This is a genomic window from Embleya sp. NBC_00896 (genome assembly GCF_045207785.1).
GTDB lineage: Bacteria > Actinomycetota > Actinomycetes > Streptomycetales > Streptomycetaceae > Embleya.
Map to the genome: position 1 here is coordinate 236,992 of NZ_CP108777.1, position 23,730 is coordinate 260,721.

The 23,730-nt window shown below is 69.1% G+C and carries 21 protein-coding genes and 1 pseudogene; 9 read left to right on the forward strand and 13 right to left on the reverse strand.

The window, feature by feature from the left end:
* Nucleotides 1-76 precede the first annotated feature (76 nt).
* On the forward strand, nucleotides 77-382 hold the full coding sequence (locus OG928_RS34300; RefSeq protein WP_331765900.1) for a ferredoxin family protein: 306 nt from the start codon (nucleotides 77-79) through the stop codon (nucleotides 380-382).
* Between the two features lie 219 nt (nucleotides 383-601).
* Here OG928_RS34300 and OG928_RS34305 read toward each other — a convergent pair whose 3' ends face one another.
* From OG928_RS34305 to OG928_RS34325, 5 genes are all read right to left on the reverse strand, one after another.
* Nucleotides 602-1,144 carry a DNA starvation/stationary phase protection protein gene (locus tag OG928_RS34305; RefSeq protein ID WP_331765901.1) on the reverse strand — a complete coding sequence of 181 codons (543 nt, stop codon included), beginning with the start codon at nucleotides 1,142-1,144 and terminating at the stop codon, nucleotides 602-604.
* A gap of 72 nt (nucleotides 1,145-1,216) precedes the next feature.
* Nucleotides 1,217-2,017 (reverse strand): alpha/beta hydrolase, encoded by an 801-nt coding sequence (locus OG928_RS34310; protein WP_331765902.1) that lies wholly within the window; start codon nucleotides 2,015-2,017, stop codon nucleotides 1,217-1,219.
* 95 nt (nucleotides 2,018-2,112) lie between these two features.
* Nucleotides 2,113-2,922: an alpha/beta hydrolase gene (locus tag OG928_RS34315; protein ID WP_331765903.1), complete on the reverse strand. Its 810-nt coding sequence runs from the start codon at nucleotides 2,920-2,922 to the stop codon at nucleotides 2,113-2,115.
* Between the two features lie 47 nt (nucleotides 2,923-2,969).
* Entirely contained in the window at nucleotides 2,970-3,791 is an 822-nt protein-coding gene (locus OG928_RS34320; protein WP_331765904.1) for an alpha/beta hydrolase, read from the reverse strand.
* An 89-nt stretch (nucleotides 3,792-3,880) separates the two neighbouring features.
* Nucleotides 3,881-6,640, reverse strand: a complete 2,760-nt coding sequence (locus OG928_RS34325) for an AAA family ATPase (protein ID WP_331765905.1) — start codon at nucleotides 6,638-6,640, stop codon at nucleotides 3,881-3,883.
* Between the two features lie 83 nt (nucleotides 6,641-6,723).
* On the opposite strand from OG928_RS34325, the gene OG928_RS34330 reads away from it, so the two are divergent.
* Nucleotides 6,724-7,518 carry an alpha/beta hydrolase gene (locus OG928_RS34330; RefSeq protein WP_331765906.1) on the forward strand — a complete coding sequence of 265 codons (795 nt, stop codon included), beginning with the start codon at nucleotides 6,724-6,726 and terminating at the stop codon, nucleotides 7,516-7,518.
* A gap of 327 nt (nucleotides 7,519-7,845) precedes the next feature.
* On the opposite strand, the gene OG928_RS34335 is transcribed toward OG928_RS34330, so the two are convergent.
* Both OG928_RS34335 and OG928_RS34340 read right to left on the reverse strand, forming a co-directional pair.
* Complete coding sequence (locus tag OG928_RS34335; RefSeq protein WP_406291440.1) at nucleotides 7,846-8,676, reverse strand: helix-turn-helix domain-containing protein; 831 nt, start codon at nucleotides 8,674-8,676, stop codon at nucleotides 7,846-7,848.
* A 522-nt stretch (nucleotides 8,677-9,198) separates the two neighbouring features.
* Nucleotides 9,199-9,498 (reverse strand): annotated as a pseudogene (locus OG928_RS34340) (DUF4913 domain-containing protein); the annotation flags it as partial.
* A gap of 671 nt (nucleotides 9,499-10,169) precedes the next feature.
* Here OG928_RS34340 and OG928_RS34345 point away from each other — a divergent pair.
* The gene (locus tag OG928_RS34345) at nucleotides 10,170-12,197 is read left to right on the forward strand and encodes an AAA family ATPase (RefSeq protein WP_331765908.1); all 2,028 of its coding nucleotides are present in this window, start codon (nucleotides 10,170-10,172) and stop codon (nucleotides 12,195-12,197) included.
* A gap of 107 nt (nucleotides 12,198-12,304) precedes the next feature.
* Here the strand turns inward: OG928_RS34345 and OG928_RS34350 are convergent, their stop codons facing one another.
* Nucleotides 12,305-12,463: a hypothetical protein gene (locus tag OG928_RS34350; protein ID WP_331765909.1), complete on the reverse strand. Its 159-nt coding sequence runs from the start codon at nucleotides 12,461-12,463 to the stop codon at nucleotides 12,305-12,307.
* A gap of 149 nt (nucleotides 12,464-12,612) precedes the next feature.
* Between OG928_RS34350 and OG928_RS34355 the strand changes: the two genes are divergently transcribed.
* The 3 genes from OG928_RS34355 to OG928_RS34365 all read left to right on the forward strand — a co-directional run bounded on the left by OG928_RS34355 (nucleotide 12,613) and on the right by OG928_RS34365 (nucleotide 14,082).
* A complete protein-coding gene (locus OG928_RS34355; protein ID WP_331765910.1) occupies nucleotides 12,613-13,134 on the forward strand; it encodes an ATP-binding protein in 522 nt (173 codons plus the stop codon).
* A 185-nt stretch (nucleotides 13,135-13,319) separates the two neighbouring features.
* The gene (locus OG928_RS34360) at nucleotides 13,320-13,802 is read left to right on the forward strand and encodes a hypothetical protein (RefSeq protein WP_331765911.1); all 483 of its coding nucleotides are present in this window, start codon (nucleotides 13,320-13,322) and stop codon (nucleotides 13,800-13,802) included.
* Between the two features lie 136 nt (nucleotides 13,803-13,938).
* A complete protein-coding gene (locus tag OG928_RS34365) occupies nucleotides 13,939-14,082 on the forward strand; it encodes a hypothetical protein (protein ID WP_331765912.1) in 144 nt (47 codons plus the stop codon).
* 162 nt (nucleotides 14,083-14,244) lie between these two features.
* Here OG928_RS34365 and OG928_RS34370 read toward each other — a convergent pair whose 3' ends face one another.
* Nucleotides 14,245-15,024: a hypothetical protein gene (locus OG928_RS34370; protein WP_331765913.1), complete on the reverse strand. Its 780-nt coding sequence runs from the start codon at nucleotides 15,022-15,024 to the stop codon at nucleotides 14,245-14,247.
* A gap of 140 nt (nucleotides 15,025-15,164) precedes the next feature.
* Here OG928_RS34370 and OG928_RS34375 point away from each other — a divergent pair, with 140 nt between their 5' ends.
* Nucleotides 15,165-15,980 carry a hypothetical protein gene (locus OG928_RS34375; protein WP_406291443.1) on the forward strand — a complete coding sequence of 272 codons (816 nt, stop codon included), beginning with the start codon at nucleotides 15,165-15,167 and terminating at the stop codon, nucleotides 15,978-15,980.
* Between the two features lie 155 nt (nucleotides 15,981-16,135).
* Here the strand turns inward: OG928_RS34375 and OG928_RS34380 are convergent, their stop codons facing one another.
* The 3 genes from OG928_RS34380 to OG928_RS34390 form a co-directional block, all read right to left on the reverse strand.
* The gene (locus OG928_RS34380) at nucleotides 16,136-16,525 is read right to left on the reverse strand and encodes a CDGSH iron-sulfur domain-containing protein (RefSeq protein WP_331765915.1); all 390 of its coding nucleotides are present in this window, start codon (nucleotides 16,523-16,525) and stop codon (nucleotides 16,136-16,138) included.
* Nucleotides 16,526-16,917: 392 nt separating this feature from the next.
* On the reverse strand, nucleotides 16,918-19,314 hold the full coding sequence (locus OG928_RS34385; RefSeq protein ID WP_331765916.1) for an Ig domain-containing protein: 2,397 nt from the start codon (nucleotides 19,312-19,314) through the stop codon (nucleotides 16,918-16,920).
* Nucleotides 19,315-19,497: 183 nt separating this feature from the next.
* Nucleotides 19,498-20,040: a hypothetical protein gene (locus tag OG928_RS34390; RefSeq protein WP_331765917.1), complete on the reverse strand. Its 543-nt coding sequence runs from the start codon at nucleotides 20,038-20,040 to the stop codon at nucleotides 19,498-19,500.
* 55 nt (nucleotides 20,041-20,095) lie between these two features.
* On the opposite strand from OG928_RS34390, the gene OG928_RS34395 reads away from it, so the two are divergent.
* Nucleotides 20,096-20,962: an AraC family transcriptional regulator gene (locus OG928_RS34395; RefSeq protein WP_331765918.1), complete on the forward strand. Its 867-nt coding sequence runs from the start codon at nucleotides 20,096-20,098 to the stop codon at nucleotides 20,960-20,962.
* 217 nt (nucleotides 20,963-21,179) lie between these two features.
* Here the strand turns inward: OG928_RS34395 and OG928_RS34400 are convergent, their stop codons facing one another.
* Nucleotides 21,180-22,157, reverse strand: coding sequence for a LacI family DNA-binding transcriptional regulator (locus OG928_RS34400; RefSeq protein WP_331765919.1), 978 nt, complete (start codon nucleotides 22,155-22,157; stop codon nucleotides 21,180-21,182).
* Nucleotides 22,158-22,527: 370 nt separating this feature from the next.
* Here OG928_RS34400 and OG928_RS34405 point away from each other — a divergent pair, with 370 nt between their 5' ends.
* Nucleotides 22,528-23,688 (forward strand): extracellular solute-binding protein, encoded by a 1,161-nt coding sequence (locus tag OG928_RS34405; protein ID WP_331765920.1) that lies wholly within the window; start codon nucleotides 22,528-22,530, stop codon nucleotides 23,686-23,688.
* The last annotated feature ends 42 nt before the right edge of the window (nucleotides 23,689-23,730 follow it).

Consider the following 23,730-nt stretch of genomic DNA (forward strand, 5'->3'; position numbering starts at 1 on the left):
CCCATGGTGTTGCGTTGTCAGGCCGTCTCCCACGACGCCGGGCGCTCACCGAGATGTCGTCGAAGCGGGAGTGCTCGTGACCTACGTAGTGACCGAACCGTGCATCAAGTGCCGGAACACCGAGTGCGTGGCGGTGTGCCCCGCCGACTGCTTCCACGTGGGCGGGAACATGCTCGTCATCAACCCCGACGGGTGCATCGACTGCGGAGCATGTGAGCCCGTCTGCCCGACCAGCGCCATCTATGCCGAGGACGACGTGCCCAAGAAATGGGCCGAATACACCACCGTCAACAGCACCTACGCCGCCGAATGGCCCGTCATCTCCGAGCGGCGCGATGCGCTCCAGGACGCCGAGGAGCGGAAGACCGTCGACCGCAAGTAGGGCCACTGCGACCCGAACCCGGGCTCCTGGCAAGGCGCGACCTCGGCCGGCGGCCTGAACCGCCGGCCACACGCCTCCGCCGCGGGACGCCACCGCCGCCGCCGCCGGCGAGGCAGCGATCGACGGCGAACCCCCGACGCTCCCCGATGACAGGAACGGCTGACGCGTCTCGCGGCAGAACGGCTGACGTTCTCAACAGGGAGGCGGCCTGTCCCGCGGTCAGGACGAACGCCAACGGCGGGCAGTTCCGGTCGGAGGCGAGGTGGATTCCGTATCCCGGACGGCTGCGGCAGCAGAGGAGCCTTCGGCCCGCAGCATCCAGTGCTGCTTCTCCAGCGCGGCGGTGACGGAGATCAGCAGGTCCTGGGTGACGGGGTCGCTGGTGGCGTGGATCCGCCGCCGCATCCCGTCCAGCAGAAGGTTGTAGTGGACGGCCAGGGCTGCCAGTGCCTCGGTCACGGTGATGCGGCCGCCGGGGAGGGCCACGGCACGGCCGCCGCAGGCGACGGTGGCGGCCCGTCCGTCGGGCGCGGTGCCCAGGGTGGCGGCACGTTCGGCGAGGTCGTCGGCGGATTCGCGGGCCGCGGTGACGACCTCGTCCAGGTGGAGGTGCAGCGAGCGGAAACCGGGTCCGTGGAGGTTCCAGTGGATCTGCTTGCCGGTCATCGCCAGGCCGAGCAGGTCGACGAGCGAAGCCTGCAGGATTTCTCCGGCGGTCTCGCGGGTGCCGGGGTTCCGGACCGCGGCGGTATCGGTGGTCATCTGGTGTGCTCCTTGGTCGGTGCGGAGTGCTGTGTGGCCGGGCCCGTTCGGGCCCGGCCACACAGCGGGAGGTCAGGAGTGGTCGAGCGCCCAGGTCAGCGCGAGGTCCGCGACCTCTTCCCAGCCGTCCTGGGCCGGCATCAGGTGCGAGCGGCCGGGGATGGTCACGTGCTCGGTGACGGTGCCGGGGGCCTTGTAGTGCTTGGCGTTGGACGCCTGCACCTTGGCCGGCATGAGGTGGTCGTTCTCACCGGAGACGAACAGCAGCGGGGCGCGGTCGGGGTTGCGGTAGTCGACGTAGGTGTCGGTGTGCCCGGGGTGGATGTTGGCCAGGGCACTGCCCCAGAACACGTGCCCCGAGGCGGGGACGTGGTAGCGCTCGTAGGTGGCCTTGGCCTGGTCCTCGGGGAAGGTGTTGGTGAAGGCGTAGCGCCACTGGTCGTAGGTCAGGCCGACGGCCTTGTGCCGGTTGGCGGGGTTGCGCAGGACCGGGAAGGCCGCGCGGATCTGCGACAGCGGGGTGACCGCGACGCCTTCGGTGGGGGCGGAGTTGACCGCCACGCCCGCGGCGCCGTAGCCGTGGTCGAGCAGGATCTGGGTGAACGCGCCGCCGGCGGAGTGGCCGATGAGGATCGGCGGGGTGTCCAGGTCGCGGATGACCTCCTTGAACCCGCTGAGGATCTCGGAGACCTGGAGGCGCTCGATGGGCGTGGGGTCGGCGTTCAGGGACTCGACCTCGGCGTCGAATCCGGGGTAGGCGGGGGCCAGGACACGGAAGCCCTTGGCCTTGTAGTGGGTGACCCAGTGTTCCCAGCTGCGCGGGGTCACCCAGAAGCCGTGGATGAGGACGATGGTGTCGGGCCTGGTGTTCATGGGGATCTCCTCAGGTCGCCGGAACACGTGGACCTGTCCGGTCCCCGGCCCACGTGTTCCGGCATCGGGATTCGTGTCCGCGGAATTGGGGGCGACTACCGCGTGGCCTTCGCCGCGGCCTTGATCAGGTCGGTGGAGGTTTTGTCGTGGGAGATCATCGCGACGTGCGAGGAGCCCTTGATCTCGATGGTCTTGGCGTTGGCCCGCTTGGCCATGAAGCGTTCGGCGTCGGCGGGGATCACCTGGTCGTTCTCGGCGACGGCGTACCAGGAGGGGATGGTCTTCCACGCCGGCGGGCCGCTGGGTGTCTGCAGGATCGCGACGTTCGCCGGGCGCTGGGTGGCCGCCATGACCGAGGAGTCGTGCCAGGGGACGTCGCCGGCGAACACCTTGCGGAACGCCTCCGGCTTTACATAACCGTCGGCTCCGGCGGGCGTCGGCCGGACGAGGAGGTTCGCCTCAAGCCGGCTGCCGGGGAACTTCCCGGTCAGGGAGGCGACGGTGTCGCCCTGGTCCGGGGCGAACGCGGCGATGTAGACCAGTGCCTTGACGTTGGCGTGGCCGTTGGCGGCGTTGGTGATCACCATGCCGCCGTAGGAGTGGCCGACGAGGATGACCGGTCCGGTGATGGTGTCCAGGACGCTGGAGATGTAGGCGGCGTCGGTGGGCAGGGACTGCAGCGGGTTGGCCGGCGCGATCACCGGATAGCCGTCGTCCTGGAGGCGTTCGATGACACCGTGCCAGCCGGAGGAGTCGGCGAACGCGCCGTGCACCAGGACCACGGTGGGCCTGGGCGGGCGTTTGTCGGCTCCGGCGGAGGACGCCGGGCCGACGGAGGCGAGCAGCAGGCCGGAGACGGCGAGGGCGGTGGCGGCGATCAGGCGCTTGGGGCGGCGGGAGGTCATGGTCGGGCCCTACTTTCTCAGCGGGTTCGGAGTGGTCATTCGTAGGATCAGGAGGCCAGGAACGCCAGCAGGTCGGCGGTGAACTCAGCCTCGAAAGCGCCGGTCAGGCCGTGCGGGGCGCCCGGGTAGACCTTGAGCTCGGCACCCTTGATGATCTTGGCGCTCTCCAGACCGGCTGCGACGATGGGAACGATCTGGTCGTCGTCGCCGTGTGCGATGAACGTCGGTACGTCGAACTTCCTCAGGTCGTCGTGGAAGTCGGTCTCGGAGAACGCCTTGATGCAGTCGAGCGCGCCCTTGATACCGACTTGCATCGACTGGGCCCAGAACGCCCGTGACACACCTTCGGAGACCTGCGCGCCGTCGCGGTTGAACCCGTAGAAGGGGATGGACAGGTCGTAGTAGAACTGTGAGCGGTCGGCGGTCACGCCGGCGCGGATGGCGTCGAACGCTTCGACGGGCAGGCCGAGCGGGTTCTCCTCGGTCTGGAGCATCAGCGGCGGTACCGCACCGAGCAGCACGACCTTGGCCACCCGCGAGGTGCCGTGGCGCCCGATGTAGCGGGCGACCTCGCCACCGCCGGTCGAGTGGCCGACCAGGACGGCGTCACGCAGGTCGAGTTCCTCGATCAGGGCCGCGAGGTCGTCGGCGTAGGTGTCCATGTCGTTGCCCTGCCAGGGCTGGGAGGAGCGGCCGTGGCCGCGCCGGTCGTGGGCGATCGCCCGGTATCCGGCCGAGGCCACGGCGTGGGCCTGCGGGTCCCAGGCGTCGGCGTTCAGCGGCCAGCCGTGGCTGAACACGACGGGCCGGCCGGTGCCCCAGTCCTTGTAGAAGATCTCGGTCTTGTCGGTGGTGGTGACGTACGGCACGGTGTGCGTCCTTTCCCGGGTCGCCGTCCGCTGCGGTGTGCAGCGGGGCATGACTCGAAGTTAGGACGGCGGTCCGCCGCGGCAATCGGTCACATGACTGCACCGCCGGAAGCGTCCGGAGATGCGGTACTGCAGTCGGCCAGAGCGTCACGGAGCGCGGCCCGCGAGGTGATGCCGAGCTTGGGGAAGATGCGGTACAGATGCGCCGAGACAGTGCGCGGCGACAGGTAGAGGCGCTCGCCGATCTCCTTGTTCGTCATTCCGGAGGCCGCCAGTTCGGCGACCTCCAGCTGCTGGGCGGTCAGCTCCGGCACCGCCGCCGGACGTGCGGCCGTAGCGGCGCGACGCGGGTGTCCGGTGGCGGTGACGCCGGTGGCGCGCAGTTCCTGTTCGGCGCGCCGATGCCAGGCGGTGGCGCCGATCCGGCCGAAGATGTCGGCCGCGCGGCGCAGCTGGGGGCGGGCCTCGCCCGGCTGGAGGTTGCGGCGGTGGAGTTCGCCGTAGGCGAGGCGGACGCGGGCGTGGTCGAACGGCCACTGCTCAATCCGTGGCAGGGCCAGGGCCGTCTGGAACCGGGTGACCGCGTCGTCGTAGTCGGCGGTCATCGCGTGGGCGGCGGTCAGGTGCAGCCGCAGCCTCGGGGTGCGGGCTTCAAGCCCGTCGGCGGCGCGCAGATGGACTTCGGCCTCACCAAGGCGGCCCAGGTGCACGCAGGCGTCGACCAGGTCGAACACGAGCCACGGCGCGTAGGCCGCGGCGCAGGGCAGGTCACCGGGCGCGGCGACCTGGACGCAGTAGTGGTACGCGGTTTCGTAGTCACCGGCCGACAAGGCGGCCAGGGCGAGGTTGCGGGCCGACAGCGTCATATGTAGGCCGCTCCCGCGTGCGGCCGCCCACCGCTCGACAGTGCGGCTGTACTCACGCGCGGTGTCCTCATCACCCCGTGCGGCGGCGATCCAGCCGAGGGTCAGCCGCAGGTCGTGGGCGGGCAGTTCGAGGTCGTGCCGGATGCACAGGTCAAGGCCGGTGGTCGCCGAGGTCTCCGCCTCGTCCCACTGACCGGCCAGGAACTGCTCATGGGCGGCGAACCAGTGGCCGCCGGCCGCGTGGGTGATCGCCCCGGCGCCGGATTCCTGGTCGATCAAGGAGCGAATACGTACGCGGTGTTCGTGCAGGGTGTCCAGCCAGGCGGCGGCCCGGCACAGCTCGGCGACATGCCCGGGCGGGGCGGGGTCGGGCATGTCGTCGAAGGCGGACCTCAGCGCCGGCGAACGGTCCTCAACGGCTCCAGGGTTCAGCACACCGTTGACGAGGTCGACGAGGCCGCCTCCGGAACGCCCGGCCAGCAGCGCGTCAACCTCGGCCCAGTCGGCGGCGTCTTGCCGGTAGGAGGCGACGATCACGCGGATGGTCAAGGCACGGTCCAGCGCCGGGCCGGTGGTGTCGGGAAGCCGGGCCAGGATGCTGCGGGCCGCGGCCAGGTCCCCGTCGCGCAGCAGCAGGATCCTGGCCCGGGTGGTCCGCCCCTGCAGCACCCGTCCGGGATCACCGCCGGCGTCCTTGGCCTTGTCGAGCAGCCGGGCGGCCAGGTCGAGCTGCCCGGACTCGTCGGCGAGTTCGGCGGCCAGGTGGAGTCTGCGGGAGGCTTCGGCGGGGTCGGGGGTGAGGTCGGCGGCCTTGCCCAGGGCGTTGACGGCCGGCCCGGTGCCGCCGCGGACGCTGATCGCCTGGGCGGCGACCTCGATCTCGGCGGCGACGGCCTCGTCGGGTTCCACCGAGGCCGCGGCGAGGTGCCAGATCCGGTGTTCCGGATCGGACTTGTACCGTTCGGCCAGCACCATGTGGGCGGTGCGCAGCTCGTCGGGCGACGCGGTGCCGGTGATCGCCGAGCGGACCAGCGGATGGCGGAACCGGACGCCCGAGGGCGTCGAGTCGCGGGTGACCAGACCCAGGCGTTCGATCTCCAGCACGTCGGCGGCGGTCAGCGCGACGGGGCGGGCGGTGTTCTCCAGACCGCCACCGTCCAGCGCGGTGACCAGCAGCGCGGCGCGCAGCGGAGCGGGAAGTGTCAGTGCGCGGCCGGCGAACCCGGCCTCCAGCCGGGTCCGCACCGGCGTGCCGCTGGGGAACATCTCCATCGGGGTCGCGGCGTCGGTTCCGATCACGGCCGGGAGTTCGGCCAGGGCGAGGGGGTTGCCCGCCGCCTCGTCAAGGACCCGCTGCCGTACCGCGGGTGGAAGTCCGGGGTGCAGGAGGTCGAGCAGTTCCCCGGCGGCAGCACCCGCCAGCGGCGCGACCTCGATCGTGTTGATGCCCGGCGTGACGCGCTCACCGGCAGTCAGGGACCTGCGGGCGAAGACCGCCCGCAGGTCCCAGCGGCCCAGGCGCAGCAGGATGAACATCATGACCTCGCGGGTGGGGTGGTCGACCCAGTGCGCGTCCTCCACCGCGATCAGCACCGGCCCGTCCGCGGCCACGGCCGCCACCACCGCCAGCGACGCCACCGAGATCGCCAGCCGGTCCGGAGCCGGCCCGTCGGCAAGGCCGAGGACCCGCCGCAGCACGTCCCGTTGGAATGGCTCGACTTTCTCGACATAGTCCATGACCGGCGCGAAGAGCTGGTGCAGCCCGGCGAACGCCAGCTTCGCCTCGCTCTCGAATCCGCAGCCGCCGATGACCCGGACGCCCTGGTCGCGGGCGTAGGCGATGCCCGCGTTCAGCAGGGCGGTCTTGCCGACTCCGGGGTCGCCGTGCAGGACCACATTGGGCAGCGCCCCCGGCGCGCGGTCGACGGCCCGCCGCAGTTCGGTCAGCTCCCGCTCCCGGCCAATGATCAAGTCACTGTTCATCGCTCCCCCGATGCAGTCATTTGACTGATGGCACGCCGGGCGCTGGGTGCGAGGCTGAAGGCCGCGGCGAGTGAGGGGTAACCATGCCGTTCATCCGTTCGGGTTCCCCGGACACACAGCTGTTCTATGAGGACTTCGGTGCCGGTCCGCCGATCGTCCTGCTGCACGGCTGGCCGCTGTCGGGCCGGTTCTGGGAGGGGCAGGTCCGGGCCCTCGTCGAGGCGGGCCACCGGGTGGTCTGTCCCGACCGGCGCGGGTTCGGCCGCTCCGCCCAGCCGTGGGAAGGGTACGACTACGACACCTTCGCCGCCGACCTCACCGCACTCCTGCTCGCCTTGAACCTGGAGGACGCGGTGCTGGTCGGGCATTCGACCGGCTGCGGCGACGTCGTCCGGTGCGCCGCCTCGGGTGCGGTGCGGCCGCGTGCGGTGGTGCTCGCCGATCCGGTCCTGCGCCTGGACCCGGACACCGACCCGACGGTGGCCGATGATCTGACCGACGCCGGTCTCGGCTACCGCATCGCGATGCTCGACGACGTCCTGCGCCGCCTGTTCTCCGCCGACGGCCGGCCGTCCCTCGACCAGGCCACCCACCGGTACCTGCTCGGCCTGGCTGCCGCCGCGTCCCCCAAGGGCGGCATCGACGCGATCACCGCCTGGGCGCACTCCCGGTTCACCCGTGACCTCACCCACCTGAAGCCCCCCACCTTGATCGTCCACGGTGCCTCCGACGCCTTCGCGCCGTTCGAATCCGGTCCTGTACAGATCGCCGCGCTGATCCCCCACGTCGTGCGTGTGGAGATCCCCCACGCCCCGCACGCCGCGCCCTTCACCCACGCTGAACAGTGGACGCGGATCCTGCTGGACTTCCTCGCCTGACGACCGGTGTGGTGCCGCCGGACTCTGTCAGACGCGGTTTTCCGTGCATCGTGGCAGCATCGCGGAGCGCGGACTTGACTGTGCGTGCCGGTTGATGAACCCACGGCGCCAGGACTTACCCCAGGTCTGCTGGAGCCTCGACCGGGCCTGTTGTGGCCGGTGGCCGGGTAGACGACCGGCCCGGGGTACGAGGTGCGGCCGTGACCGGCCGCGTTGACGCCGATGAGCCCGGCGGCTAGGGGTCGGGGAGACCCAATCTCGCGTGCCGGATGCTGAACTCTGGCTGCCACTCCGCCGCCGGGGGAGGTCCGGAGCCCGGCGGGCCGTTCAGCGGGAGTGCCGGCGCCAGTCGCTTGGGGTGGTCCCGTAGGTCTGACGGAACCGGCGGGAGAAGAAGACGGGGCTGCTGAAGCCCCAGGACCGGGCGACGGCCTCGATGGTGCGGTGGGCGTGTTCCGCTGACGTCAGATCGCGACGGCAGCCTTCCAGCCGCCGGCGGATGATCCACTGCTCCAGGCTGAAGCCGTTTTCCTCGCAGAGCCGGTACAGGGTCCGCAGGGAGATGCCGTGGGCCCAGGCGATGCGCCGCGGGGTGAGCTCCGGGTCCGCCAGGTGGAGCCGGACGTAGGCGAGGATCCTGGTGACGAGGGTGTCCTCGGCGACCTTCCGGCGCACCGGTCCCTCCCGGGTCACCGAGACGATGAGGGCGCGAGTGAGCTCCAGGGTGGCCGAGGCGAGCTTCTCCGCGCCGGCCTCCGCGCTGAGCCGGTCGGCGTTCTGGTGCAGCGCGTGGATGTGGTGCAGGAGCAGTGGAGCGATGCTGCTGTTCGACAGCAGGGGGACCGCCTCGCGGACCAGGTGCTCCGGCAGGCCGAAGCGGTCGGCGTCGACCATGAACGCGATGGAAAGCCCCGGTCCGGACCAGCCGTATTCATAGCCGGCGCTCTTCTGCGCCAGGGCCAGGGTGCCGGGGCCGACGTACTGCTGATGGCCGTTCCAGGTGAAGGCGCCCCGGCCCTGGCTCTGCGTGATGATCGAGACCGTGTTCATCGAGTCGAACCGTGCGTTGTGCACGGTGCGCCGGATGCTCATCCCCGAACCGTGGGTGGCGAACAGGGTCAGCGGGCCGAAGCTCCAGGCCTCGAGTCTCTTCCACACTCCGGCACCGGACCGCTCCTGCTCGACCGAACAGCTACCGGTCTCACCCGCGGCTGCGGCGTGGTAGGCCTCGGCCCGCTCTGACACCGGGAGTTCAGCCGTATCCAGGATCAGCACGTCGCCCCCGGCGTTGTGACGGCACGGCCTGCCGCGGCAGCCGTATCAACAGACTCCCCGCACGATCACGTCGGCGCGGGCCAGGCGGTCACTGCCCAAGTATGCCGCGAACAGGCCTGTGTGCGGGAGTGGTTCACAGACTTGACCGGTTCCGGCCCGATCCGGCCGGGACGGCTCCTCACAGACGACAATGTCACTCTCGGCGGACTCTCAGCAACCTTCCGGCATCGTCACTCACGACAGGCCGGACCTCCCGGCCTGTGGACCGCTGGGAATGCGGTCCGTGGGCCTTTGTGCAGAACCGGGCCGGCGCCCGGGGAGCCGGATACCTCCAGGTCACATGACGCCGGGGCCGAACAACACCTCGGGTTCCAGGCCCACCCGCGCCGCGTGTCGGTTCGGGACTCACACGATGCCGTCGCCTGGCGGCGGCGGCGGGAGCAGCGTCGGCATGCCGCGCTGGTCGATGGCGAAGCCCGGCGGCGGGGGGTTGATCGGCATGTCGATCAGGGTGTCTTCGTGACCGAGTGTGGCCGAACACCGCGAGAAGGGGCCGCGGCCGGGGTCGCGCAGCGCCTTCAATTGCGGGTCGGCGCGGTACAGCAGCCAGTGGGACATCGAGGCCCTCACTTGGTGATACTCGTACGAGTACCACAGGGCTGCAAGCCGGGCGCGCGCTTCGGCGTGCCTCCACCACGCCGGACACCAGGCCCGCTCGGGGCTGTCGGGATCGACCTGGCTCCCGTGGCTTCAGACACCAGCCGCAACCGCCAAGGAGCCTCGTCCGTCACGCGTCCAGGTCACGCGCCCGCCAAGTTCACCCTCTCAGGGGCCACCTGGAAAAGCCTCAGTGAGCTCGATGGCGCCGGTCGCCTCAGCGGCTCTTCCCTCTTTTCCCGAGCGCGACAAAACATCGCAGGCATCCAAGGGCGGGCTCGCCATAAGGCATACGGGCATCGAGATCGCAACTAGCAATAGACGGAACGGCGGAATGCATGATTCGCCATACGGTCAGCCGTCATGGATTCATTCGTAAGGTCATGATGCAGTCCCGTATGCCCTCGGTCTTGCCACTGCCGCCCAGTGCACCGCCCGGCCCGGTGGACAGCTCCAGATCATCGCCGTATGCACCAAGTCAACGCTCATTCGATACTCGGAGGAGCCGCAACAGATCTTCATTTGCCCAGGTCAGCACCCTCTTACCGCCATGACTAACGAGCCCACCGCGAGCAGATCCGGGGCCACGGCACCCCCAGTAAGTCAAGGCTTATTTTCAGGGAATTATGACCGTATGATGTGGCTCGAATCGAAGGAGCCCCCTGTTGTCGCAAGTGAACGACCCTGCTGTGTGTGCGGTTGAATCGGAGCGGGCTTATGTGTCCACCTTGTACGAGCTGCTCACCGAGCGGCTTTCCGAGGCGCGAGTACACCGAGCGAGTGTGCTGAAGGCCCCGGCGGAAAGTGCCGATGAGGCATACGAGAGAGAGATCGCCGCTGAGCGTCTGGCCAAGGAAATCGGCCGGCTGGAGGGCGCCGAAAAAGGGCTGGTCTTCGGCCGCATCGACTGGACGGATGGCACGGCCCTGCGCATCGGGCGGATCGGCCTGCATACGGAGGACGACGAGCTGCCTCTGCTCGTGGACTGGCGCGCGAACGCGGCGCGGCCCTTCTACGAGGCGACGCCGATCCACCCGATGAATCTGCGCCGCCGCCGGCACCTGCGCCTTGAGGAGCGCACGGTGATCTCGGTGAGCGACGAACTGCTCGACGGTACCGCCCCGACTGACGAAGACGTCGTGGGTGACGGCCCGTTGACCGAGGCTCTGTCGGCACGGCGTACGGGCAGGATGCACGCGGCCGTCGCGACGCTGCAGGCCGAGCAGGACGAGATCGTCCGCTCCGCCCACCGCGGGGTGACAGTGGTGCAGGGCGGGCCCGGTACAGGAAAGACGGTGGTCGCCCTGCACCGGGCGGCGTATGTCCTGTACGCGTTCCCGCGCGCCGCGGAGCACGGTGTCCTGGTGGTCGGCCCAAATGCCCGGTTCCTCGACTACATCTCCCAGGTGCTTCCCTCGCTCGGTGAGAACGACGTCGTCCTGGCGACCTGCCACGAACTGGCCGGAGTGTCCACGGACAGGGTGGACCCGTTCGATACGGCGCGTCTCAAGGGCAGTTCCGACCTCGCCGATGCTCTGGCCGGCCTGTTGCGCGTCCACCAAGCTCCCCACGGCGACTTCACCGTGCGGGTCGGACAGGAACTGGTTCACCTGTCCGGCGAGGAAGTCGCCACGGCACGCGACGCCGCCGTGGCAGCCGCACCGGGGCACAACCCCGCACGCCAGGTGTTCAAAGAGCTCCTGGTCGAGGCCGTCACCGACGCAATGCAACGAGACATGGGCGACCTTCTGGAGCAGATCGACGCCGATGCCGCCAAGATGACGGGCATGGACCTCGACCGGTTCACTGGAGCCGCCCAGCGCCATGCCGAAGGTGCAGTCGACTCGGGTCCGGTCCACGAGCTGGACCTGGACGCCATCCGGGCCGATCTCCTCGACGACGCCGGCGTCGACCGAGCGGTCGAGGTGTTGTGGCCGCGGCTGGTACCCGGTGACCTCGTGAAGGCGCTCCTGACGAACGCCGACGCTCTCGCCGAGCGCCTGCCCCGATTGACTGCGGAGGAGCGGTCACTTCTGCTGCGCGGTCCGGACCACCCGTGGACCAATGCCGATGTGCCGTTGCTGGACGAGGCTGCGAGCCTGGTCGACGGCCCGCCGGAGCGGACATACGGGCACGTCGTCGTCGACGAGGCGCAGGAGCTGACCGCCATGCAGTGGCGGATGATCGTCCGCCACTGCCCGGCAAGGGCGATGACTCTGGTGGGCGACTTCGCCCAGGCCGGCCCGGTCGCGACAGCACGCGACTGGGAGGAAGCATTGAGCCCGCACGTCGGACCGCGGTTCAAACTGCACAACCTGACCGTCAGCTACCGCACCACGCAGGAGATTCTGGAGAGCGTCCGAGAGCTGCTCGCGCGGATCGCTCCGGACCAGAAGCCGACATGGTCACTGCGAAGCGGTGAGAGCCCTCGCACCGTGACCACGCCTCCGGACGGGTTGGTCACCGCCGTCGCCCAGGAGCTCCGAGCCCAGAGCACCGCGTACCCGGGCGAGCTTCTGGGAGTGCTCTGCGCGGACACGAGGGTGGGCGAACTGACGGCCCAAGGCATCGCACAACACGCACGCATCGTGCCGGCATCCGAAGCACGCGGCCTGGAATTCGACGGTGTCGTCGTCATGAACCCCGAGGAGATCATCACGGCCCGCCCCGGTGGGGAAAGGGACTTGTACGTAGCCCTGACCCGGGCCACCAAGCGCCTCTGCACAATCACCGTCCAGCCCGGCTGACGGATCAGCGCCCGCGTCTTTGCCGCGGGCGCACCCGGCGCGGTACAAACACTGGCCCGCGCGCACGGGGCTGCTCGCCGCCTCACCGCTCGCGGCCGCACTCGGCATCACGCGGCCTGGTCCAGGCCGACGGCGTTCGGATCCCCTTCGCGCAGCAGGGTGAAGTCGACGTCGAGCTTCGGGTCGTACGCGTCGGGTTCGATGCCGAGTTCGTGCGTGCTGCAGAATGCGCACCCGGCACCGAGGCCGGCCCCGAACCCGGCCACCGCATCCCGGGGTCGGGCATCGGACCTGCCTCGGGGCCGGGCTGCGGGCCCACCTCGAACGGAGTCGACGTCGCCCAGCGAACGAGAGCCCTTTCGGTCGCCTCGTCGGCTCCGTCGAGTTCGCCGGCCGTCCGCTAGGGTCGGATCCCATGATCGTTTGGCTCAACGGCACCCATGGTGCAGGAAAGACGACAACCAGTGCACTCGTGCAGCAACTGATCCCGGATTCACGGGTGTTCGACGCCGAGAAGGTCGGCGAGACACTCATGGACGTCACGCCGGGGCTGCCCGCGACGGACAACTTCCAGCACTGGCCGCCGTGGCGGCCACTCGTAGTCGAGACCGCCCGCCGCGTGCTCGACTACACCGGCGGCACCCTGGTGATGCCCATGACTGTCCTGGTCGAGGAGTACTGGCGCGAGATCAGCACGGGCCTCGCCCGACATGCCATCCCGGTAAGACACTTCGTCCTCCACGCCGACCAGGAAACCCTCCGCGGGCGCATCGAGGGGGACACTCTCCTTGGCCCCTCCCCATTCCGTCTCAAATACCTTGAGCCCTACGCCGAGGCGGCCCGCACGTGGCTACACGGCGAGGCCGAGGTTGTCGACACCACGCACCTCACGCCCGCCCAGGCCGCCCTGCGGATCGCAGAGGCCGTCAAGAGTTGAGGCCCGCCCGCCACGCGAAACAGGAGCGGGTGGCAACGAGGAACGATCTTCGCCCTGGGGTTCGATCCGTGTCCGGGCATGAGTGCCGGGAGCCCCGCCCGCGTGTGCCGCACGGGCGTCGACCAGCAGGTGGTTGCGTACCTGGCTGCGCGTATTCGGCCTGGCAGCACCACGCGGGCGACCTGGTGGTCCCGGAGGACCTCGCCCTCGACATCGCGCTGGTCGTCGACGGCGATCTGATCGTGCACGGTTTCCTGGACGACTACGTCTACGACATCGGCATGCTGGTGGTGCTCGGCGACCTGGTGGTGCGCGACCTGGTCTCCTGGGGCTCGGTGTACGTCGGGGGCGACCTGCGTGCGGAGGGCATCGTCTACGGCTACTACAACGACTTCACCTTCGAGGTGAAGGGCGAGGTGCACGCCCGGGCGCTGGTGCTGAACGACAAGTCCGCCTACTACAACACGGGCGAGGTGGAGGTGGAGGTGGAGGCCTATTACCCGGCCAAGAAGCAACTCCGGGCGGCCCGCGACATCCTCGTCCCGCAGGTGTACGACGGAGGCGCGAAGCGGGCCAAGCAGGGGCTGCCACCGAAGCTTCGCCGCCCGAGCTACGAGCGGGTCTGCGGCCGGCTGCGGGAGGGCAAGCCGCTGTTTCGCAGCACGTAGGAGCTGTTGAGCCGAGCGGACGGGCGACCGGGCGGGTGACGCCGGCAGTCGGCGAAATCGCCTGCGCCGCTGTCTTCCGACGCCGCTCCTGCCCAACCCCGACACCGGACGCCGATACGGCTCCGCCTGCCCCCAGTTGACGCCCAAGCGCCACGACACCTCGTCGCTGCGCCAGGAACTGCCCCACACCGAGGACGGCACCCGCCACAAGCTCCGCCGCAACGGCTACGCCACCGCAACCGACGCCCGGGAAGACCTCGCCCCGCCTCGCAGCCGCTGAGGGTGCGCGCCGTCTCGCCGTCGGCGGCGGGCATCGCGGGCAGCGATTCCGGGCGCCGTCCGGCCTGACGGCTTGAAGGGCTTCGGCGGTTCGTTGGACGTTGCCGTTCGCGGTTCGTCGGTGCGTGACCTGAGGTGGGTCGCGGGCAGCGGCCGCAGGCCGTCAAGTACGCCGCAGGACCCGCACCGCACCGGCCGCGACCGTTGTCGCGAGCAGCCAGCCGGTGCCGATCAGCACGACGGCGACCCACTGCATCGCTCCTGCCGGGCCGTAGTGGCGTTCCTGGCCGAGGTCGACGAGCGGCAGCAGCAGGTCGAGCGTGTAGATCGCGGGCTGGAAGGGCGGGTGCGGGCCGTCGCCGACCGGGTCGGGGTGCCGCAGGGCGAACAGCGTTGTGCCGGCCGCGATCAATGCGACCAGCAGACCCACCGCGCGCAGCGGGCGGTAGCCGAAGCCGACCGTGACGTCCTGCAGGACGCTCCACAGCCGTCCGGGCCTCGGCAGGGTCGGCCGCAGGCCGCGCTGTTTGGCGACCAGTACCGTGCGGGCGTCGGCGTCGCGGCCGTGGCCTCGGTCTCCGGGTGCGGGCCGCACCACCGTGTCGCGCAGCGACAGGAGGGTGCCCACGGTCATCGAGCGCAGGTCGACCGTACCGTTCACCGTGCACTGTTCGAGCTCGAACTCCCGGGCGGTGGAGGCGGCGTGCGCGTGCAGTCCGGGCAGTTCGCAGCCGGTCAGCTGCAGGGCCTCGAACCGTGCCCCATCCAGTCGCGGCGCGGTGTCGAAGACGCAGTCGCGCAACCGTACGGCGGTGGCCACCGCGGCGTCGGCAAGGTCGAGTTCACCGCGCACCCGGATGCCGCGCAGGCGCAGCCGCGCCAGGTTCCCGGGCCGCGCTGCCGGGGCCGTCAGCAGCAGGCGCCGCACCGCGTCGCCGCGCACTTCCGGGACTCCGTCGCACCATTCGCCCGACTGCGCCCCACATCCGGCGTTCGCCGGTGTCAAAGTCGGACGGCGGGCCGTTCTGCGCCACGCGCTCCCCCTCGGCGATGCTCCGCGGACACCCCGGCATTACCCCGTCCGTGCCGCGCGCACGCGCGGGTCGCGCGCCGCGCCCGACGGTCACCGATGCCGGGGTGGAGTGGGCGCCGGGCATCGCCGGCGGGACGATCACGGTCACGGCTCAGCCGGGAACGGGCCCCGTCACGTTCGACGGGCGGGAGGCCACGGCCGGGTACTGGATGAAGGTCGGTCCGACGTCGCCCAAGCTGAACTTCCAGGGGCCGTACACCGTGCAGCGCTACGGCGACGGTGGGATCAAGGCCACGGGAACCAAGAAGGACGGCCCGGTCAAAGGGCTCGTGGTCAACCGGATCACCTTCAAGGAGATCGGCAATGCCTGGGTCAAGGGCGGCAACGGCTACGCCGGCGTGCATCTGAACTACGTTTCGAAGGCCAGGATCGCCAACAACTCGTTCGTCAATCTCGAGAACAAGGACGTCCCGGGGAACACCCACGGTGTCTACCTTGCCTTCAACCAGACAGAGAAGACCCCTGGGAGCAACGAGAACCTGGTGAAGGGGAACACCTTCAAGGTCATCTCCGGCGACCCGGTCCGTGCCAGCGACGGCAGCAGCGGCAACAAGGTCCAAGACAACGTCTTCCAGAAGGGCCGCGACTACGAGGGGAAGATCCGGGGGAACGGCAACCACGGGATGTTCACCTACTGGGCGTTCCCGAGGGCCGACACCTGCGGAAAAGGTGGGAACACGTTCTCGGGCAACACCTACGCCGTGAACTACTACAACAAGAAAGCGCCGGCCGTCCACTCGGGGACGGATACCGGCCGCACCTGCAAGTCCGTCAAGGACACCGGCGGCAACACCTACAAGCGCTAGCGGTATTGCCCAGAGAGGTCGGTGACGGATCGCATGGCGGGGCGATCTTGAACGAGTGAGGGCCTTTCGGGTTCGGTGTGGAGGGCGACATCTGCACCGACCGACGAAAGGCCCTCGCGCTCGCACGGCCAACCACGCCCTGCGCACCATCGCGCTCAGCCGAAGTCGCCGGCCGCCGACCTCCCGGGGTTGTCCGCCGGCCGCCGGACAACCCCGGTAGGTCGGACGCCCGGCCGCGGTGGCGTCTCTCCTTTCTCTGCGGTGGTCGGCTCCTCGCGGAAGCCGATCTTTCGATGGGTTCCGTCGCACAACGGTTTGCCGGACGAGTGGCCGCACCGGCACAGGGTCATCCGGTTGCGGGGCTCCAGGGACCTTCCGTCCGCGCGGTGCACCTCGACTGCGCCCGTGATCCACAGGGCACTGGCCAGGCCATCCTCTTCTTCGAGCACCGAGACGGCCCGCGGAAGGTCGGCCTCGATGCTCTCGCCGCCGCGTTCCAGGGCGTAGCTGTAGGAGCCGGAGGGGCAGTGGTCGATTCGCCCCATGATGTTGGAGCGCGTCTTGGGTGGCGCCGCCCCCGGGCCCGCCGTGGATCAGGTACGGCGGCCAGGCGGGCCGGGAGTCCAGGGTGGTTCGGTGGGCGTGGGCGGTACAGCGGCGGCGAGTTGGTTCGGGCTGGTGGGGACGGGCGATGACGCGCGGGCAGGCACGGTCTTCCGTCGTGGTGATCAGGGAGTCGACGCCTCGTGATCACCGGGAGCCGTAGCCGTGCCTGCCCTCGTCTCGCCGCCGGGCGATCAACCGCGACCTGTCGCAACCGCCTCGACCGTCATCAGCCCCGACGCTCTGCGAGAACGACGGAGCCCTGGTGTCCAGTCCCGGTCTTGACGACCGGGACGGACACCCTCGCGATGTCGTCTGGATGCGACGGACGGTGTCAGCGGCCTACGGCGATCTTGTACTGTTCCTTGGCGGCGGGGAGACCGTCCGTGCTGTAGGCCGTGATGGTGAAGTCGGCCGTCGTGGCCTGAACCGGAGTCCCGACGATGCCGCCCGTGTCCGGGTTCAGCCGGAGGCCCTTGGGCAGGGCTCCGGCGGTCACCTCGTACCGGATGGTGGCCGGAGTGTTGGTGGTCACCTTTCCTTCGTAGAGGCTGTGTGCCGTTGCCGCCGACGGCAGCGTGTCCGTGCTGAGCCGAGGTGTCGGTGTCACGACCTTCGTGGGCTCGCCGGTCGGGTTCCCGTTGGAGTCGAGTTCCTGCAGCGACCACTCCTGGCCGGGCTTGACGACGCTGAGGTGCCAGTTGGTGGACGTGTCACGGAAACGTGCCTTCTGTGCCTCGGTGAAGGCTCCGAGGTTGCGCGCCGTCTCCCACTGCTTGATGGTGTCGAGCAGCATTTTGGCGTGGTCGCCACCCTTGGTGAGGCTGCTCACCGTTGTCTGGAATCCGGCGCCGGCGTTCAGGCCCGCGCCCCGTGCCAGCTTGGATTCGAGGCTCAGCGGCGTTTCCGAGCCGTCCAGACTGATCCAGCCCAGCATGCCCGGGAGGAAGTTGGCCTGGTAGAAGGCGTTGTTGATGAACACCTGCTTCATGGAGGTCGCGCCTACCTCGCCCCAACTCGCCCTGGTGAGCGCGTCCCAGGTGTTGGAGGTCATCCGGCTGGTCTCGGTGACGAAGCCGTCCTTCGCCTTGGTCTGCTCGTAAGTGCCGTTCACCAGCTGGGCCATGCCGTACGCGCCCCAGCCGGTCTTCGAGGCGCCTTCCAGGCCATCGTAGGAGTTGGACATGATCCCCGTGGTGTTCCAGATGGTGGAAAAGCGGCCGGAGATGTCCTTGAGGATGCCGAGTCCGCCGAACGGACCGCCGTACTCGTTCTGCGGCACGCGGGCGACGGTGCCGCCGCTCGCGTGGTCGGCCGCGACGGTACCCCAGCCGCCCCGATCGAGGCCGGTGACCTGGCATTCGTTCCCGACCTGGCTCGACGCCGCGTAGATCACGATCTCGTTGTCGATCAGCAGGGATCTGCCACGCAGCCCCGAGGCGAGCGGCGCGCAGCTGGACAGATGGAGAGTGGTGTCACCCGCGGCCATCGGCCGGGTCAACGTCGCGCGCTGCCCGAGCGTGAGATCCGGGCTCCACTCCGGCTTGACGTAGGCATCGTTCAGGCTGACGAAGTTCGAGATGGTGTGCACCCCGAGCCGAACGCCGTTGGCCTTGGCTATGTCCACCGCTTTCGCGGCACCGGCGTCGTTGCCGCCCAGGCTGGAGTTGAACTGGTAGTGCCCTGTCGACTGCCACGGCCCGACCGCGTTGGGCAGGGAGTAGATGTAGTCCAGCCCCGCCGCCTTCGCGAAGCCGGCCGCCGTCGCGGTGTTGCCGGTCTGGAGATCCCCGAGGACGAGGAAGGACTGCGAACTCGCCTGGGCCGTCTTCTGCCATTGCCCATTCTGAGTCGGGTACGGCAGGTGTTCTCCGGTCGCGATGTTCGACAGCACGGTCGGAGCCATCTCGGGTGAAGCGCCGAACAGCGCGATCTTGGATCCGGCGATCTTTCCGCTGCGGCCGGAGAACGGGCCGACCGGGATCCGGTAGCCGTCGATGTTCTGTCGCGCGCGTTCCTTCGTGTAGTCGAAGGTGAAGGCCCGCAACACCGAACCCCAGGGCGTCTTGCCTGCGGCGCTCCACTCCTCGAGCCAGTCCACCTGCAGATTGTCGGGATTGTCCGCGACCTCGTTCTCCCAACCGAAGTCCTGGTACTCCTGCGGCCAGGTGCCTTCGGTCCGGTCGTTCAACGGCCGCAGCCCGATGGCGAACCGGTTGTCGCGGACCACGCCGACCGTTTGACCGATGGTCTGGTCGACGGATGTGGGCAGCGGACCCCACAGCAGCGTCTGCACATCCGCTCCGGCGGGGCCGTCGACCTCCACCGCCTCGAGTGTGCTGTAGTCGGCCCGGTTCTCCGCTTTCACCACGATCCGGATGCCGGCCTTCTTGTTGGTGAAGGTCAGGCGGTTGCCGGAGCGGGTCACCTTGGTCGGACGTTCCTGCCGGCCGTTGACGACAAGACTGACCAGCGAGGCGGACTTCCCCGGTGCCAGGTAGTCCGCCCCGGTCCGGGAGTCCTTGAGGCTGGTCACGGCGCCGCTGGAGTCCAGGCCGATGGCGAGGTACCCGGCCGAGAGCTGTATCGCGGCCTTGGTCTGGGCCTCCGCCCCCTGGGACGTCGTTCCGGCATCGTTCGCGGCGTTCGCCGGCGCGGTCGTCGTCATGCCGATGCTCAGCGCCAGAGCGCCGACACCGACTGCCGTGCTCCATGTGCGTGCGGGTCTCATGATCTGCTCCTGATTCGCCGTTCGCCTGTGCGTGTCGGGGACATTCGTCGGCCCAGGACGTGGGATGCGGAGGTCTCTTTCCTGCGGACTTTCCGCTCCTCCCCATGGAACCTTTGAATAGATAGCAAGACTGGCTTAATATCTATGGCCAGTGGGGATTCAAGGCCGCATACGACGGGGTTGTCAAGGGTTTCCGGGCGGTAGTCTTCCGCGGACACGCGCAACTGCCGCCGGCGTCGGCGACGTTGCCGGCCATCGCACCCGGCCGTGACCGGCGAACCGAAGCCGGGGGCATCGCGCCACGGACTGGCCGCCGGTCCGCGCGGACGGTACGCTGCCCGGCACATCGCGACACGGGGGTAAATGATGGACGGAGCGCGAGCGAACCGGGTGGCCCATCCGGACCCCCGCGGCCCCGGCCAGAACCGCCGCAGAGGCTCCGATCAGCGGATAGGCGAGCAGTTGTGCCAGCTCGCCCACGCGCTGCGAGGTGTAGTCGTGCTTACGCAGGCCTTCTTCCTGCCCGGGTCCGAAATCGAGCGTCCCGGGAACTTCGGCGTCGTAGTCACGGGCGTAGAAACGCCGCATGCCGCGCTCGGCGGCGTCGAGCACCTCCTCCGGAACGATCTGCGGAGAGATCCAGTACCCGTGCCGCCGATAGAAATCGACGTCCTGGGGGCCGGGGAGCAGAGCCTGTTGTTCCGGGCTGAGCGTGAATTCGTTCATGGCGAGACGTTAGACCGCGCCGGCCACGGGGGGCTTGCCTGAAAAATCGCATTGCGTGGACAATCTTCAGGTATCCGTGTCACGGCCGACCGGCCTTCGCGCCGGCTTCCATGCCCAACTGAGCGAGTCCGCAAGCGGGGTCCGTCACGCCGGAGAACAGTGGGTGCCGGCCCGCTTCCTGATCCACGAGCACACCCATCCGGAACGGGAGATCTACCTGCGAGTCCACGGCCTGAGCAGGTGGACCGCGGCAGGGCGCCGCTACGTCCTGGGTCCTGGGCACATGTTCATGGTGGCGCCCGGGACCGTCCATCACATGGCCGAGGAACCCCCCGGCAACCATCACTTCTACTTTGCCGCCATCGACACCGCCGCGGTGTTCGGACGCCACCCGGCCCTCAGCGAAAAGTGGCGCAATCTGCCGACTGTCGTGCACCGCCCGGGCGCGCAATCGCTCGCAGAGCCCTTCGCGCAGTTGGTTCGAGAGCTGACAGTGAAACGCTCGCACCAGGACGAGGGGGTCGCGCTGGCCGCCGACAGGCTCATCCTGGAGGCCGGCCGGCTGCTGATGCCCGGCCCGAGCACATCCGAACTGTCGGTCCACCCCGCTGTGGCCCGGATCCGCACCCTTCTGGACAACGAGTTCGCACGCCGATGGCCCCTGGCAGACCTCGCGGAACGCGTCGGCCTCGCACCCACCTACCTCGCGGGACTGTTCGCTCGTGAGACGGGCATGTCGCCACATCGATACCTCAACGAGCGCCGCATCGAACGAGCCCGGCAGTTGCTGGGTGCCAGCGACCTGACGATCACCGCGATCGGCATCGAGATCGGATTCGGGTCCGGCCGGCACTTCGCCCGAGCCTTCCGTCAGGCCGACGGCTGCACACCCCAGGAATACCGCCGCAAGGGACAGGCATAGCCGGTCAGGGACGTGGCCCATGGCGAGGACGCATCCCGCGTGCGTCGCGGGAACATCCCCGCCGTGGGGCCGCCCTGCGCAACCTGGCCATCGGCGCGCCGGCAGCGGCACAGCGCGGGCAGCGGTGCGAAGGGCCCGCGCCGCTACGAATCGGCCTGGGTGCACATCGGCAGCGACAGCCACAGCGCACCCGCCTTCGCCACAACCGACCGTCTCTCTACCGCGGCGGCGGGATCTCACCCGACCCCCGCACGACAAGCCGCGTGGGAACGGTCACCGTGCGCACCGGCCGGGCAGGATCGGCCAGCCGCTGCTGGAAGAGCTCGACCGCCGTCCGGCCGATCTCCACATCTCCTTGTGCGATGACGGTCAGCCCCGGCCTGAGCAGGTCCGCGAGCACGAAATCGTCGAAGCCGACCAGTGCGGTACTGCCGAAATCCGAACCGAGGGCGCGGATCACCTCGATCGTCGTTTCGAAGTTGCCGGCGACGATCGCCGTGACAGGGGCGGGCCCGCTGCGTAGCCGATGGAGGGCGGCAGCGATCCGCCCTCGGTCCACCGGCCCCGGGTGCACCCGGTCGTCGAGCGGCTCACCGATCCCGCTGACCAGCTCTCGGAATGCGGCGGCTCGCTCCTTGCCGGTGTAGATCCGCTCGTCGTCGCCGATGTAGCCGATGCGCCGATGTCCCTGGCGGGTCAGGTGCTCGAAGGCCTGCTCGATGCCACCGCGGTTGTCGGAGAGAACCGTGTCCACCGAGACGCCGGTAGCGGGGCGATCGAAGGCCACCACCGCGAGACCGGAGTCGATTTCGGGCTGAAGGTACTGATGCCCGTCAGCGATCGGCTCGATGATGATCCCGTCCATGCGGCGAGCGCACATGGACATCACAGCCTCGCGCTCGCGCACCTCGTCGTCCTCCGTGGACATCGCGACCACGGTCAGACCGGCGCCACGTGCGGCTTCGTCCACGGCTCGCAGCGCCGGGTGGGCATCGGCGATGTGTCGTACCGCGGCGCCCAATGTCCCGGTGCGTCCGCTACGGAGCTGGCGGGCCCGTTCATCCGGCTTGTAACCGAGCCGTGAAATGGCCTGCCTGACCCGCTCGGCCAGCGCACCGCCGACCGTGGCGTCGCCGTTCACCACCCTCGACACCGTGCGCAGCGCCACGTCGGCCTCCCGGGCGACGTCGACCATCGTAGGTCTGCGAGAACGCGTCGGCACGGATTTTCCGGAACCCCCTGGACCAGACACTCTGCCCCTCCGTAGATCGGTCGTGCATCACGCTACGCGCTCCGAGACCGGTCCGTGATCGCACAAAGTCTTGACTTGCTGCTGCGGAACCGTACTGTACTGGCCAAGATAACGTTATCTCAACGGCGAGATCCAGCCATTCCCGACCGGCCTCGTCGGCTGGGACACGTGTCTCCCGACACTCACCACGAGAGGGACGGCCATGCTCAGACGAAGTGCCGCAGTGGCTGCCGCCGCAGCCTTGACGCTGCTCGCGGCGTGCTCCAGTTCACCGTCGGACAGTGGGTCGGGAGGTGGCACGAAGCTGACATACATGACCTTCAACACCCCGACGCTGACTCCGGACTTCTGGACCGCGTCCATCGCCCGAGCCCAGAACAGCGCGCCGGGTGTGAAGATCAGGCAGGTGGTGGCGCCGAGTACGGACCGTGACGCATACGCCAAGCAGCTGCAGGCGTCAGGCCAGTTCCCCGACCTGCTGCAGTCGATCACGCCCTCGCAGTACACCGAGGCGGGGCTGCTCACGCCGTACGACCAGTCCTGGGTCGACCAGAACTTCCTGCTGCCGCAGGGCAATGCGATCAAGGGCAAGGTCTACATCCCGCCGACGAACTCGCAGATCATCCCGCTGGTCTTCTACAACAAGTCGCTGTTCGCCAAGGCCGGGGTGCAGGTGCCGACCACCTGGCAGCAGTTCCTCGACGTCAGCGCCAAGCTGAAGTCCGCCGGGATCACGCCGATCGAGCTGGGCGGCAACGACCCGTTCGCAGCGGCCATGCCGCTGACCGGAGCACTCAGCGCGGACGTGCTCGGGAAGAACCCGCAGTGGATCCAGCAGCGGTACGCGGGCAAGGTGAAGTTCACCGACGCCGACGTGGTCACCGCCGCGACGAAGATGCGCACGCTGGTGGAGAAGGGCTACTTCGAGCAGGGCGCACTCGGCGTCGGCTACGCGGACTCGATCAAGAACTTCAACGCCGGCAAGGCCGCGATGTACCCGATGGGGAGCTGGTACCTGGGTTCGATCCCCAAGGACCAGTGGGACAACATCGGCGTCTTCCCGTGGCCGACCGACGACGGCTCCGTGGTGGTGCCGTTCTTCGTGGGCGGCTCGATGGCGATCGCCGGCAAGGCCAAGGACCAGGCCGGTGCGGCGAAGTTCGCGCAGGCGTGGTCGCTGGACCCGGAGAACCTCAAGGCGCTCATCGAAAGCGACGGGGCGTTCCCGATGCTGAAGAACAAGACGCTGGACGACTACCACGTCACGGTGAGCCCGGCCTTCACCGATTCGTACTCCTACGTCACCAAGACGGACACCAAGGTGAGTTCGATCGGCTGGGCGACCAACGACGACGCGCTGCCCGGCACCGGCAACAACGACTTCTACGCGGCCGCGCAAGCCCTGTTCAACTCCGGTGACGTAAAGGGGCAGATGGCGAAGCTCGACAAGTCGTGGGACACCGCGACCAAGTGAGCCTGCGCCCCGCGACCACCACCGATCACCCTCGCCGGGGGC

Coding starts and splice junctions, on each gene's coding strand:
- OG928_RS34305 (WP_331765901.1), bottom strand. CDS start 1,144: ATGACCACCGATACCGCCGCGGTCCGGAACCCCGGCACCCGCGAGACC.
- OG928_RS34310 (WP_331765902.1), bottom strand. CDS start 2,017: ATGAACACCAGGCCCGACACCATCGTCCTCATCCACGGCTTCTGGGTG.
- OG928_RS34315 (WP_331765903.1), bottom strand. CDS start 2,922: ATGACCTCCCGCCGCCCCAAGCGCCTGATCGCCGCCACCGCCCTCGCC.
- OG928_RS34325 (WP_331765905.1), bottom strand. CDS start 6,640: ATGAACAGTGACTTGATCATTGGCCGGGAGCGGGAGCTGACCGAACTG.
- OG928_RS34330 (WP_331765906.1), top strand. CDS start 6,724: ATGCCGTTCATCCGTTCGGGTTCCCCGGACACACAGCTGTTCTATGAG.
- OG928_RS34355 (WP_331765910.1), top strand. CDS start 12,613: ATGATCGTTTGGCTCAACGGCACCCATGGTGCAGGAAAGACGACAACC.
- OG928_RS34380 (WP_331765915.1), bottom strand. CDS start 16,525: ATGGGGCGAATCGACCACTGCCCCTCCGGCTCCTACAGCTACGCCCTG.
- OG928_RS34385 (WP_331765916.1), bottom strand. CDS start 19,314: ATGAGACCCGCACGCACATGGAGCACGGCAGTCGGTGTCGGCGCTCTG.
- OG928_RS34390 (WP_331765917.1), bottom strand. CDS start 20,040: ATGAACGAATTCACGCTCAGCCCGGAACAACAGGCTCTGCTCCCCGGC.
- OG928_RS34400 (WP_331765919.1), bottom strand. CDS start 22,157: ATGGTCGACGTCGCCCGGGAGGCCGACGTGGCGCTGCGCACGGTGTCG.
- OG928_RS34405 (WP_331765920.1), top strand. CDS start 22,528: ATGACCTTCAACACCCCGACGCTGACTCCGGACTTCTGGACCGCGTCC.